The 13,424-nt window shown below is 63.1% G+C and carries 11 protein-coding genes; 10 read left to right on the top strand and 1 reads right to left on the bottom strand.

The features are described from left to right. Genes G9X67_RS06955 through murB form a run of 10 tightly spaced genes read left to right on the top strand, consistent with a single transcriptional unit; the run spans position 1 to position 12,407 of the window. Positions 1 to 477: a hypothetical protein gene (locus G9X67_RS06955; RefSeq protein ID WP_138330512.1), complete on the top strand. Its 477-nt coding sequence runs from the start codon at positions 1 to 3 to the stop codon at positions 475 to 477. Continuing rightward, positions 477 to 2,237: a penicillin-binding protein 2 gene (locus G9X67_RS06950; RefSeq protein WP_138330513.1), complete on the top strand. Its 1,761-nt coding sequence runs from the start codon at positions 477 to 479 to the stop codon at positions 2,235 to 2,237. The genes G9X67_RS06955 and G9X67_RS06950 overlap by 1 nt, the downstream gene beginning before the upstream one ends. A gap of 6 nt (positions 2,238 to 2,243) precedes the next feature. Further along, entirely contained in the window at positions 2,244 to 3,764 is a 1,521-nt protein-coding gene (locus G9X67_RS06945; protein WP_171598400.1) for a UDP-N-acetylmuramoyl-L-alanyl-D-glutamate--2,6-diaminopimelate ligase, read from the top strand. After that, positions 3,761 to 5,194, top strand: a complete 1,434-nt coding sequence (locus G9X67_RS06940) for a UDP-N-acetylmuramoylalanyl-D-glutamyl-2,6-diaminopimelate--D-alanyl-D-alanine ligase (RefSeq protein ID WP_138330515.1) — start codon at positions 3,761 to 3,763, stop codon at positions 5,192 to 5,194. The genes G9X67_RS06945 and G9X67_RS06940 overlap by 4 nt, the downstream gene beginning before the upstream one ends. Positions 5,195 to 5,216: 22 nt before the next feature. Beyond that, positions 5,217 to 6,317 (top strand): phospho-N-acetylmuramoyl-pentapeptide-transferase, encoded by a 1,101-nt coding sequence (gene mraY / locus G9X67_RS06935; protein WP_003541415.1) that lies wholly within the window; start codon positions 5,217 to 5,219, stop codon positions 6,315 to 6,317. A gap of 7 nt (positions 6,318 to 6,324) precedes the next feature. Next, entirely contained in the window at positions 6,325 to 7,737 is a 1,413-nt protein-coding gene (murD, locus tag G9X67_RS06930) for a UDP-N-acetylmuramoyl-L-alanine--D-glutamate ligase (RefSeq protein WP_138330516.1), read from the top strand. Between the two features lies 1 nt (position 7,738). Next, a complete protein-coding gene (ftsW, locus tag G9X67_RS06925) occupies positions 7,739 to 8,893 on the top strand; it encodes a putative lipid II flippase FtsW (protein ID WP_017988955.1) in 1,155 nt (384 codons plus the stop codon). A 6-nt stretch (positions 8,894 to 8,899) separates the two neighbouring features. Further along, positions 8,900 to 10,024 (top strand): undecaprenyldiphospho-muramoylpentapeptide beta-N-acetylglucosaminyltransferase, encoded by a 1,125-nt coding sequence (gene murG / locus G9X67_RS06920; RefSeq protein ID WP_171598399.1) that lies wholly within the window; start codon positions 8,900 to 8,902, stop codon positions 10,022 to 10,024. Further along, the gene (murC, locus tag G9X67_RS06915) at positions 10,021 to 11,436 is read left to right on the top strand and encodes a UDP-N-acetylmuramate--L-alanine ligase (RefSeq protein ID WP_027683743.1); all 1,416 of its coding nucleotides are present in this window, start codon (positions 10,021 to 10,023) and stop codon (positions 11,434 to 11,436) included. Before murG ends, murC begins: the two co-directional genes overlap by 4 nt. Next, on the top strand, positions 11,433 to 12,407 hold the full coding sequence (murB, locus tag G9X67_RS06910; protein WP_138330518.1) for a UDP-N-acetylmuramate dehydrogenase: 975 nt from the start codon (positions 11,433 to 11,435) through the stop codon (positions 12,405 to 12,407). The genes murC and murB overlap by 4 nt, the downstream gene beginning before the upstream one ends. Before the next feature lie 4 nt (positions 12,408 to 12,411). Here the strand turns inward: murB and G9X67_RS06905 are convergent, their stop codons facing one another. Further along, positions 12,412 to 13,341, bottom strand: a complete 930-nt coding sequence (locus G9X67_RS06905; RefSeq protein ID WP_138330519.1) for an SDR family oxidoreductase — start codon at positions 13,339 to 13,341, stop codon at positions 12,412 to 12,414. Positions 13,342 to 13,424: the final 83 nt, after the last annotated feature.

Here is a 13,424-nt window from a genome sequence, read left to right as displayed (position 1 = left end):
ATGCTGAAAACGTTCGATCTCGTGCTCATCGGCGTCATGACGGCCACCGCCGCCGTGACCTACACGATCAAGCACCGCGCCGAATTGAAGCTCGAGGAGGTTCATCGCCTCGAAGCAGAGATCAAGCTCGAGAAGGACACGATCGACCTTCTCAAGGCCGACTGGGCGCTGCAATCGCAGCCGAACCGGCTGGAGCGGCTGGTCAAGGCCTATAATGAAGAATTGAAGCTGCAGCCGACGGAATCGACGGCGCTCGTGCATGCCAAGGAATTGCCGATGCTGAAATCCGAGGTTCCCGTGCCTGACGTGACGGAGGCAAAGGTCAGCGCGAAGAGCGCGACCGTGGCCAGCGCCAAAGGCGCACCAGACACCAAGGGCGTGCAAGCCACCGCCAAGGCGCAGCCCATTCCGGTGCCCGCGCCACGCGGCGAGGCAGAGGATGCAGACCAGATCGAAACCGGATCGGTGGAGGAATAATGTCGTTTCTTTCCCGCATCATGGTTTTGAAGAGCCAGGCGCATTTCTCCGCCGGCGTCTATAACCGGTTCGGCGGTCCTTCCCCCGCCGGCCTGGCGATCGAGGGATCGCGCAAGAAGAAATCAGGGCAGGCAAAAAGCCGCGTCGGCCTGCTGATCCTTGGCTTCATGGGTGTCTACGCCGTCATCGGCGGCCGTCTCGTCGAATATGCGATGAAGGATCAGGAGGTCGTCTCCAGCATCCTGCCGCCCGACCGGCTGATGGCCTCGCGCCCCGACATTCTCGACCGCAACGGCGAGGTGCTGGCCACCGACATCCGCACCGTCTCGCTGTTTGCCGAACCGAACAAGATCGTCGATGCCGACGAGGCGGTCGAGAAGCTTGCAACGGTGCTGCCCGAACTCGACGTCAGGGACACTTATAAGAAGCTCTCGGTCAAGACCTCGCATTTCGCCTGGCTGCGCCGGCAACTGACGCCGAAGCAGCAGAGCCAGATCCTGGCGCTCGGTATTCCCGGCATCGGCTTCCGGCCGGAGAAGCGCCGCTTCTATCCTGGTGGGGCGACCGCCGCGCACATCCTCGGTTACGTCAACATCGACAACCGCGGTGTCGCCGGCATGGAGAAATTTATCGACGACCAGGGGCTTGCCGATCTCGCCTCCGTCGGCATGACCAGCGACCAGCCGCTCGAGCCGGTGCGGCTATCGATCGACCTGCGCGTGCAGAACATCGTCCGGGACGCGGTCGTCAACGCCGTCAACAACTTCCAGGCCAAGGGCGCCGGTGCTGCGGTCATCGACGTGCATACGGGGGAAGTGCTGGCCATGGCATCGGCGCCGGATTTCGATCCGAACGATCCGCAGGAAGGCGCCAAGGAGGGTTGGCTCAACCGGATGACCAACGGCACCTTCGAAATGGGCTCGACGTTCAAGACCTTTTCGCTGGCCATGGCGCTCGATAGCGGCAAGGTGAAGATGACCGACAGTTTCGATGCCAGCAAATCGATCTATATCGGCGGCTTCACCATCCACGATTTTCACGGGCAGCGCCGCTGGCTGACCGTTCCCGAGATTTTCCAGTATTCTTCGAATATCGGTACGGCGCGTGTCATCGACATCGTCGGCATCGACGCGCAGAAGGACTATCTCACCAAGTTCGGCCTGCTGACGAAGATGCAGACCGAACTGCCCGAAGTGAAGATGCCGAGCCAGCCGCGCGTTTGGAAGAAGATCAATTCGATCACGATTTCCTTCGGCCATGGTGTCTCGACGACGGCGCTGCAGACAGGGGTGGCGGCTGCCGCTCTCGTCAACGGCGGCAAACTGATCGAGCCGACATTCCTACCGCGCACACGCGAACAGGCCGATGAGATTGCCACGCAGGTCATCAAGAAGACAACCAGCGACGAGATCCGCTATCTCCTCGACTTCAACGGCTACAAGGGGTCCGGACGTGTTGCCCGCGTGCCGGGCTTTTCCGTCGGCAGCAAGACGGGCACGGCCGACAAGGTGGTGAACGGGCGTTATTCGGCAACCCTGAATTTCAATTCCTTTATCGCCGCATTCCCCATGAACGATCCCAGATATGCAGTGATCACTTTCTGCGACGAGCCGAAGACCGGCGAGAAAGCCTATGGCGGAACGATCTCCGCCGGTACCGCCGGCCCGATCGCCCGCGAGATCATCAGGCGTGCGGCCCCTATTCTCGGCATCGAGCCGAAATTCGGGGAGGGCGGATCGGCCTTGCTGGTGTCTTATTGAGTGTGAATGAATATCGACGCCGATTCGCGAGGGGTGAATCGGCTTCAAGAGAGAAAAGTGCATTCGATGAAATTGCGAGACTTGGCCGGAGATCAGTTTCCGGAACTTGAAGCACAGCTCGAAGGCCCGGCAGGCCTGCTTGATATTTCGGGCCTGTCTTCGGATAGCCGCAAGGTGGCGCCGGGCAATGTCTTCGTCGCGGTCGCCGGCACCAAGGCGGACGGCGCGGGCTTCATCGTGGATGCCGCCGGCCGCGGCGCTGCCGTCGCGATCGCCTCCCAAGCCGTCGATGCTTCGATCCCCGTGCTTGCGGTCAAGGAGCCGCGCCGTTTCCTTTCCATCGCCGCCGCGCGTTTCCACGGCAGGCAGCCCGACACTATGGTCGCCGTCACCGGCACCGCGGGCAAAACCTCCGTCGCTTCTTTCACCCGGCAGATCTGGGCGCATGCCGGCCACGCGGCCGCGATGATCGGCACGACGGGCGTCGTCTCGCCGACGCGCAACGAGTATGGCTCGCTGACGACGCCCGATCCGGTGTCGCTGCATGCGCTGCTGGCGGAACTTGCCGGAGAAGGCGTGACACATGCCGCGATGGAGGCCTCCAGCCACGGTCTCGACCAGTGCCGGCTTGATGGCGTCAGGCTTGCCGCCGCCGCCTTCACCAATCTCGGCCGCGACCACATGGATTATCATCCGACCGTCGATGCCTATATGGCCGCCAAGATGCGGCTTTTCGATACGCTGTTGCCGAAGGGATCGCCGGCGGTGATCTTTGCCGACGATCCGTGGTCGGCGCAGGCGATCATGGCCGCGACCGATGCCGGTCACGACATTCGTACCGTCGGGCGAAAGGGCGATTACCTCTCGTTGAAGCGCGTCGAGCACTTCCGCCACAAACAGATGGCCGAGATCCATATCGGCGGCGAGATCTTCGAGGTGGACATTCCGTTGGCCGGCGATTTTCAGGTGGCCAACGCGCTGGTCGCCGCAGCGCTTGCCATGTCGACCGGCGTTGAGGCGAAGGTTGCGATGGCCGCGCTCGAGAAGCTCGTCGGCGCGTCCGGCCGTCTCGAACTCGTCGGCCATACGAAAGACGGCGCGCTCGCCTATGTCGACTACGCTCACAAGCCGGATGCGCTGGAAAACGTGCTGGGCTCGGTCAGGCCGTTCACCACCGGCCGCGTCATCGTCGTTTTCGGCTGCGGCGGCGACCGTGACCGCGGCAAACGGCCGATCATGGGCGAAATCGCCTGCCGTCTTGCCGACGTCGTTATCGTCACCGACGATAATCCGCGTTCGGAGGAGCCGGCCTCCATCCGGGCGGAGATCATGGCGGCCGCGGCTTGCGCCTCGGAAGTCGCCGATCGCGCCATGGCGATCCGCGAGGCGGTCGGCATGCTGAGATCCGGCGATACGCTGATCGTCGCCGGCAAGGGGCATGAGGAAGGGCAGACGATCGGCGGCGTCACCCTGCCGTTCTCCGATCATGCGGAGGTGCGCAGGGCCCTGGAGGAGTTGAAATCTTGAGCTGGCTCTGGACGATGGAAGACATGATCGCAGCGATGGCGGGGCGCCCCTTCGGCACGCTGCCCGAGGGCATCACCGGCATTTCCATCGACAGCCGCTCGATTACTCCAGGCGAAGCTTTCTTCGCGATCAAGGGCGACCGCGTCGACGGTCACGACTACGCCTCGATGGCGATGGCGAACGGCGCTTCCCTTCTCGTCGTCAGCGAGGCGAGGCTTCCCGCCATGGGCCGCCTGACGGTGCCGATGATCGTCGTGGAAGACGTGCTCGCGGCACTTGGCCGGCTCGGCCTTGCCTCGCGCGAGCGCTCAAAGGCCCGGATCATCGCCGTGACGGGATCTGTGGGAAAGACGACCACCAAGGAGATGCTGCGGCATGTGCTGTCGCCCTCCGGCAAGGTGCACGCCTCCGTCGCCTCCTTCAACAATCATTGGGGCGTGCCGCTGACGCTGGCGCGCATGCCCGAGGATACGGATTATGGCGTCTTCGAAGTCGGGATGAACCACCCCGGCGAGATCCGGCCGCTGGTGGCGATGATCCGTCCCGATGTCGCCATCATCACCACGATCGCGCCGGCGCATCTCGGCAATTTCAAGAACATCAAGGAAATCGCCGCCGCCAAGGCCGAGATCTTCGAGGGGCTCGAACCCGGCGGCCATGTCGTGCTCAACCGCGACAACGACCAGTTCAATTTCCTCGACCGCACGGCGCAGTCGCTCGGCATCGCGCATATCCATTCTTTCGGCCAGCATGCCAAGGCCGAATTCCGGCTCGCAGAATTCAATGGTTCCGACGAGAATTCGACCCTGTGGCTGACGATCGGCGGCGAGACGCTGGAGGTCGCGCTCGGCGCACCGGGCCGCCATATCGCCGAGAATGCGCTCGCAGCGCTCGGCGTCGTTAGGATCGTCGGCGCCGATATGCAGAAGGCGATCGAAGCGCTTGCGACGCTGAGGCCGGAAAAGGGCAGGGGAAAGCGCCACCGGCTTGTGATCGGCGGCGGCAGCTTCACGCTGATCGACGAGAGCTACAATGCCAATCCGGCCTCGATGCGCGCGGCGATCGCGCTGCTGGCAGCCTCCGAACCGACCGGCCGCGGACGCCGTATCGCCGTGCTCGGCGACATGCTTGAGATGGGCGAGTATGCGCAGAAGGTCCATACCGACCTTGCCGTGCCGCTGCTTGCTGCCGGCATCGAGCATGTGTGGCTGGCCGGAGCCGAGATGGCTGCGCTCAAGGAATCGTTGCCGGAAAGCGTCCATGTCGAATATCGCGAGAACACTAGCGAATTGACGGATTATGTATTGAACTCGGTCGCGCCAGGCGACGTGTTGATGGTGAAATCGTCTCTGGGCATCGGTTTCGGCAAGATCGTCGCCGCGCTCCTTGACAAGTTCCCAGCATTTGCCGACACGCAACGCGAATTTTGATCGGGTAAACAAGGGGCCCTGAATGCTGATCTGGCTTGTCGAACTGTCGGAATATTTCAAATTTCTGAACCTGTTCAGATATATTACCTTCCGCACGGGGGCTGCTCTCTTCACCTCAGCACTGATCGTCTTCCTGTTCGGGCCGACGATCATCAATTCGCTGCGTATCCGGCAGGGCAAGGGCCAGCCGATCCGCGCCGACGGGCCGCAGACGCATTTCAAGAAGGCCGGCACGCCGACCATGGGCGGACTGATGATCCTCGCCGGCATCGTCGGCGCGTCGCTGCTCTGGGCCGATCTTTCCAACGTCTATGTGGTCGCCACGCTGCTGGTGACGCTGGGCTTCGGTGCGATCGGCTTCTACGACGATTATCTCAAGGTCACGAAGCAGAGCCACATGGGCTTTTCCGGCAAGGCGCGTCTCGGCATCGAATTCGTCATCGCCGGCATCGCCGTCTATTTCATGATGCGCACCGCCCTTGCCTCGGGGATTGCCGGCTCGACCTTCGGCTCCTCGATCGCCTTTCCCTTCTTCAAGGACTTCATGATCAATATCGGCATCATGTTCGTCGTCTTCGGCGGCTTCGTCATCGTCGGCGCCGGCAATGCCGTCAACCTGACCGACGGTCTCGACGGGCTTGCCATCGTGCCTGTGATGATCGCCGCCGCCTCCTTCGGCGTCATCGCCTATCTCGCCGGCAATGTGGTGTTTGCGAATTACCTGCAGATCAATTTCGTGCCCGGCACCGGCGAACTCGCCGTCGTGCTTGGCGCCGTCATCGGCGCCGGCCTCGGCTTTCTCTGGTTCAACGCGCCGCCGGCCGCCATCTTCATGGGCGACACGGGGTCGCTGGCACTCGGCGGTACGATCGGCACCGTCGCCGTCGCCACCAAGCACGAGATCGTCATGGCAATCATCGGCGGCCTCTTCGTCATCGAGACGCTGTCGGTCATCATCCAGGTCGGCTTCTTCAAGATGACCGGGCGGCGCGTCTTCCTGATGGCGCCGATCCATCATCATTTCGAGAAGAAGGGCTGGACCGAGAGCCAGGTGGTGATCCGCTTCTGGATCGTCGCCGTCGGCCTAGCGATGCTCGGCCTCTCGACGCTGAAGCTTCGGTGAGGCGGCGATGATCCCGGTCACGACGCTCAAGGACAGGAAGGTCGCGCTCTTCGGGCTCGGCGGCTCCGGCTTTGCCACCGCCCGGGCGCTTATATCAGGCGGTGCCGAGGTGACCGCCTGGGACGACAATCCCGACAGTGTCGCCAAGGCCGCTGCCGAAGGCATCAGGACGGAAGACCTGCACAACATCGACTGGAGCCAGCAGGCGCTGTTCGTGCTGTCGCCCGGCGTGCCGCTCACCCATCCGAAGCCGCACTGGACCGTCGATCTTGCGCGGGCGGCCGGCGTCGATATCGTCGGCGACGTCGAGCTCTTCGTGCGCGAGCGCCGCGCCCATGCACCGGATTGCCCTTTCATCGCCATAACCGGCACCAACGGCAAGTCGACCACGACGGCGCTAATCGCCCATATCCTGAAATCATCAGGCTACGACACACAGCTCGGCGGCAATATCGGCACTGCCGTGCTGACGCTCGATCCGCCGAAGGCCGAGCGTTATTACGTTGTCGAATGCTCCTCCTACCAGATCGATCTGGCGCCGACGCTGGACCCGTCTGCCGGCATCCTGCTCAACCTGACGCCCGATCATCTCGACCGTCACGGCACCATGCAGCATTATGCCGATATCAAGGAACGGCTGGTCGCCGGCAGCGATGTCGCGATCGTCGGCGTCGACGACAGCCTTTCGGCGCTGATTGCCGATCGTGTCGAGCGGGCGGGCGTCAAGGTGGTCCGTATCTCGCGCCGCAACGTGCTGGCCGACGGCATCTATGCCGAGGGCACCAAACTCATCCAGGCCGCCGGCGGCGCCATGCTGCCCTTTGCCGATCTCGACGGCGTCCAGACGCTGCGCGGCAGTCATAATGCGCAGAACGCCGCCGCAGCCGTTGCCGCCTGCCTCGCCGTCGGGATTTCCGCTGACGACATCCGCACCGGTCTTGCCTCGTTTCCCGGACTGAAGCACCGCATGCAGCCGGTCGGGCAGCGTGGCCGCGTCGTTTTCGTCAACGATTCCAAGGCGACCAATGCCGATGCCGCAGCGCCGGCTCTTTCGAGCTATGATCGCATCTATTGGATCGCCGGCGGCCTGCCGAAGGCTGGCGGGATCACGACGCTCGCTCCCTATTTTCCGCGCATCGCCAAGGCCTATCTGATCGGCGAGGCGGCGGCGGAATTTGCCGCGACGCTCGGCGAGGCCGTGCCCTACGAGATCTCGGGCACGCTGGAGCGCGCCGTCGCGCATGCGGCGGCCGATGCCGAACGCGACGAGAGCGCTGCTTCGGCCGTGATGTTATCCCCGGCTTGCGCAAGCTTCGACCAGTATAAGAACTTCGAAGTCAGGGGCGAAGCCTTCGTCGGCCACGTGGCGGCGCTTGACGGTATTGCGATGCTGATCGGTCCGGCAACAGGAGAGAAATGACATGGTAAGCCGCGCGGAACGTGGGCCTCTGGCCGATTGGTTCTGGACCATCGACCGCTTCTTCCTGGCAATGTTCATCTTCCTGATGGGCATCGGCTTCATGCTGTCGTTTGCGGCATCTCCTGCGGTCGCCGAGCGCATCGGGCTCGAGCCCTTCCACTTCGTCAAGCGCCATGCGGCCTTCATGATCCCCTCGATCGGCGTCATGCTCGGGCTGTCGTTCCTGACGCCACGCCAGGTGCGGCGAACCGCGATCCTGATCCTGATCATCTCGGTCGCCATGATGGTGCTGGTGCTGTTCGTCGGGCAGGAGGTCAAGGGTGGCAGGCGCTGGATCTGGATCGCCGGGCTTTCCATCCAGCCGTCGGAATTCATGAAGCCTGCCTTCGTCGTGGTCTGCGCTTGGCTGTTTGCCGAACATGCGCGCCAGCCGGAGATCCCTGGCAATCTCTTTGCCATCATCCTGTTCGGCATCGTCGCGGCCCTTCTCGTCGCGCAGCCGGATCTCGGCCAGACCATCCTGACCACAGCCGTCTGGGGCGGAATGTTCTTCATGGCCGGCATGCCATGGATCTGGATCATGCTGCTCGGCATCGGCGGCGCCGGCGGCCTGCTCAGCGCCTATTACGTCTTCCCGCACGTCGCCGGCCGAATAGACAAGTTCATGACCGGCGAGGGCGACACGTTCCAGATCGACACTGCGCGCGAGGCGATCATCCGCGGCAGCTGGTTCGGCCAGGGACCGGGCGAAGGCATCGTCAAGCGCATCATCCCGGATGCGCATACCGACTTCATCTTCTCGGTCGCGGCCGAGGAGTTCGGCATCGTGTTCTGCATGGCGCTCGTAGCGCTGTTTACCGTGCTGGTGCTGCGCGGCCTCTCGCATGCCTATCGCGAGCGGAACGACTTCAACCGCTTCGCTGTCGCCGGCCTGGTGCTGCAGATGGGCATCCAGTCGATCATCAATATCGGCGTCAATCTCGAACTGCTGCCGGCAAAGGGCATGACGCTGCCGCTGATTTCCTATGGCGGCTCGTCTATGGTGGCGATCTGCGTCACCGCCGGCTTCATTCTGGCGCTGACGCGCCATCGACCGGAAAAACGCGCACAGGACCGGAGCCTCTTCCGCGTCCCGCACGGCATGCCGGCGGAGTAGAAGACCATGAGCAAAGGCATCGTGCTGCTTGCCGCCGGGGGAACCGGCGGCCATGTGTTCCCGGCGGAGGCGCTGGCCTTCAGGCTGAAGGAGCGCGGCTATTCGGTGCATCTCGTCACGGACAGCCGGGCCGAGCGTTATGCCGGCAAGTTCCCGGCCGAGGAAATCCATGTCGTGCCGTCGGCGACGATCGGCTCAAAGAACCCGATCGCCGTCGCCCGCTCGCTATGGACGCTCTGGAGCGGCATGCGGGCGGCAAAGAAGCTGATCCAGCGGTTGCAGCCGGTCATCGTCGTCGGTTTCGGCGGTTATCCAACCGTGCCGCCGCTTCTTGCCGCCACCCGGCTCGGCGTGCCCGCGATGATCCACGAGCAGAATGCGGTGATGGGGCGCGCCAACAAGGCCTTGGCAACTCGCGTGCAGGCCATCGCCGGCGGTTTCCTGCCGGAGGGAGGCGCTGCCTTTTCAGACAAGACGGTGACGACTGGCAATCCCGTCCGCCCGGCAATCATCGCCGCAGCCGAGGTGCCTTACACGCCGTCGCATGCGGGCGAGGCCTTCAACCTCGTCGTCTTCGGCGGCAGCCAGGGCGCGCAATATTTCTCCAAGGCGCTGCCGACGGCGATCAGCCTGCTCGACGATGCGCTTCGCCTGCGCCTGCGCATCACCCAGCAGGTGCGTCCCGAGGATATGGAGATGGTCAGCGGCTGCGTCGCCAGGCTGGAGATGGGAGCCGATATCGCACCCTTCTTCACCGACATGGCCGAGAGGCTGGCAAGGGCGCATCTCGTGATCTGCCGTTCGGGCGCCTCGACGGTTTCGGAAATCTCCGTCATCGGCCGGCCTGCCGTGCTCGTGCCTTACCCGCACGCTCTCGATCACGACCAGGCGGCGAATGCGGCGGCACTTGCTGCGACCGGCGGGGCGAAGGTGATCGCCCAGTCGGAGCTTTCGCCGGAGAAGATCGCGGCGATCCTGACGGCTGTGATGAACGATCCAGAAAAGCTTTCGCACATGGCGGCGGCGGCGAAACTCGCCGGGAAACCCGATGCCGCGAACTTGCTTGCCGACCTGGTTGAGGCTATTGCCGCCAGACGGACAATTGCGGAATTCAAGAGGACACGCGCATGAAACTGCCGAAGACGATCGGTCTCGTCCATTTCATCGGCATCGGCGGCATCGGCATGAGCGGTATTGCCGAGGTGCTGCACAATCTCGGCCACAAGGTGCAGGGATCTGACCAGGCCGACAGCGCCAATGTCCAGCGCCTGCGCGACAAGGGCATCGAGGTCTTCGTCGGCCACCGGGCCGAAAACCTGGGTGAGGCCGAGGTCGTCGTCGTCTCGACGGCAATCAAGAAGAGCAATCCGGAACTCATCGCCGCGCGCGAAAAGCTGCTGCCGGTGGTGCGCCGTGCCGAAATGCTCGCCGAGCTGATGCGCTTCCGCAATGCGATCGCCATCGGCGGCACGCATGGCAAGACGACGACCACCTCGCTGGTCGCCACACTGCTCGAAGCCGGCGGGCTGGACCCGACCGTCATCAATGGCGGCATCATCAATGCCTACGGCACCAATGCCCGCATGGGCGAGGGCGAGTGGATGGTGGTCGAGGCCGACGAATCGGACGGCACCTTCCTGAAGCTTCCGGCCGATGTTGCGGTCATCACCAATATCGACCCGGAACATCTCGACCATTACGGCAATTTCGACGCCGTGCGCGCCGCCTTCCGGCAGTTCGTCGAGAACGTGCCGTTCTACGGCTTCGGCGTCATGTGTCTCGACCATCCCGAGGTGCAGTCGCTGGTTGGCCGCATCGAGGACCGCAAGATCATCACCTATGGCGAGAACCCGCAGGCCGACGTGCGCTTCAAGAATGTGCGCATCGACGGCACGCGCTCGATCTTCGACGTCGAAATCCGCCGCCGCCGCACCGGCCAGGTAATCGAGCTCAAGGGGCTGGTCATGCCAATGCCCGGCCGGCATAATATTTCCAACGCGACGGCGGCGATTGCCGTTGCCAACCGGCTCGGCATATCGAGCGCAGATATCGCCAAGGGGCTCGCCTCCTTCGGCGGCGTCAAGCGCCGCTTCACGCTGACCGGCGAGTGGAATGGGGTGCAGATCTTCGACGATTACGGCCACCATCCGGTCGAGATCAAGGCGGTGTTGCGCGCCGCCCGAGAGTCCTGCAAGGGCCGTGTCATCGCGGTCCACCAGCCGCATCGCTTCAGCCGTCTTGCGAGCCTGTTCGAGGAATTCGCCGCCTGCTTCAACGATGCCGACAGCATCTTCCTGGCACCTGTCTATGCGGCGGGTGAGGATCCGATCGAGGGTATCGATTCCGTGTCGCTGGTCTCGCGCATAAAATCCGGCGGCCATCGCGACGCCCGCTTTCTAAGCTCGGCGGAGCTTCTGCCGCAGATGGTCGCGGAGGTTGCAAAGCCTGGCGATTTCGTGGTTCTGTTGGGGGCTGGGAGCATTACATCCTGGGCAGCGGCGCTGCCCAAGCAACTGGAAGGCCTATCGGGAAAGTCCGTATGAAACAGGTGAATGGGGAAAAGCTTCTCGCGTCTCTCGGAGACGGTGTAAAGGATATCCGCGGCCGTATCACGCCGGATGCCCCGATGGACCGCGTCACCTGGTTCAGGGCCGGTGGCCTGGCCGAGCTGATGTTCCAGCCGCATGACGTCGACGATCTCATCGCTTTCCTGAAGATATTGCCGGAAGAGGTGCCGCTGACGGTGGTCGGCGTCGGCTCGAACATCCTGGTGCGCGACGGCGGCATTCCCGGCGTCGTGCTGCGCTTGTCGGCCAAGGGGTTCGGCTTCGTCGAGCTTGCCGGTGAAAACCGCATTCTCGCCGGCGCCATCTGCCCGGACAAACATGTGGCGGCGATGGCGATGGACAACGGCATCGGCGGCTTCCATTTCTTCTACGGCATTCCCGGCGGCATCGGCGGCGCGGCGCGCATGAATGCCGGCGCCAATGGCGTCGAAACGCGCGAGCGGCTGATCGAAGTCCATGCCGTCGACCGCAAGGGCGACAAGCATGTGCTTTCCAATGCCGAGATGGGCTATTCCTACCGGCATTCGACCGCATCGACAGATCTGATCTTCACCTCGGTCCTGTTCGAGGGCTATCCGGAAGAGCGCGCCCAGATACGCGCCGAGATGGATGCCGTGCGCAATCACCGCGAGACGGTGCAGCCGGTTCGCGAAAAGACCGGCGGCTCGACCTTCAAGAATCCGGCTGGCCATTCGGCCTGGAAACTGGTCGACAAGGCAGGCTGCCGCGGTCTCGTCATCGGCGGAGCACAGATGTCGTCGCTTCACTGCAACTTCATGATCAACATGGGGCAGGCGACCGGCTATGACCTCGAATATCTCGGCGAACAGGTGCGCCGCGAGGTCTTCGAAAAAGACGGCATCAAGCTCGAATGGGAAATCAAACGTCTCGGCGTCTTCATGCCCGGCCGCGAGGTGCGTCCGTTCCACGGTGTGACGAGCGAGTAACGGTTTACGTCACCGCAAGCTTCAGGCCTTCGCGCGGCGTGACGAGGGGCGACCAGCCAAGCACGTCGCGAGCACGGGATATGTCGACCTGGAGGGAACCGCAAAGACGCTGGTAGACGGCGTCCTTTCCCGCGACTCTCGCGCCCATCTGCAACAGGGCGGGGGGGAAGGGGAGCAGCATCGGTTTGACACCCAACCCTGCGGCAATCCCTTCGATAAGCCCGGGAGTCGAAAGATCTTCTGCATCGCCTGCGAGAAAGGTCTGGCCGGCAGCACCCGGATGCTTCATCCCAGTGATGATCAGATCAACAAGATTTGGAAGCGCGACCAGTGTCCGGCGGTTCTTCAGCGACGCGAAGGGGAGCGGTATCTTCTTGCGGACAAGTCCGACGAGCAGGGCGAAGTTGCCCCGCGCGCCGGGTCCATATACGAGCGGCGGGCGAATGACGACGACTTCCATGCCTGTTCGAGCGGCGATTTCATGCAGCCCGATTTCAGTTTCCAGCTTCGAAATGCCATAGGGATCGATCGGCATTGGCGTATCGTCATGCCGGAAGGGCCGATCGTTCTCCTCGCCATTGACCTTGATGCTGCTGATGAAGACGAACCTTTTTACGCCCGCGCGGGCGGCCTGCTCGGCGAGGTTCAACGTGGCGGCGGTGTTGATCCGACGAAATTCCGCAAGCGGATCGGCTGCGCGGTCGTTCATGATGTGAACACGAGCGGCGAGATGGACGATGACATCAATACCCTCGAGAACCGCTGTCCAGTCGGTTTCGCTGGATATTTCGGCGGGGAAATGCCGCACAGATGTCGGGAAGCTGGCGGCTGCAGATCGCGTCGTCACCGCAAGCTCGCATATCTGCTCTCCATGCAGTCTTTCGACGAGAGGCCCACCGACAAAGCCGGCTGCGCCGGTAATGAGGCATTGCATGATCTGTTCCCCGTTTTACCGCGAGTGTTCCGGTTAACCGGAAGTGCCCACGGCATCAATAAAAAAGCCGCGACGTTAGCCGT

Origin of the sequence: Rhizobium sp. WYCCWR 11152, assembly GCF_013087615.1 — a bacterium.
GTDB classification, from domain to species: domain Bacteria; phylum Pseudomonadota; class Alphaproteobacteria; order Rhizobiales; family Rhizobiaceae; genus Rhizobium; species Rhizobium indicum.
The sequence above is the reverse complement of the archived record's forward strand: the minus strand, read 5'-3'. Positions and strand labels throughout refer to the sequence as shown.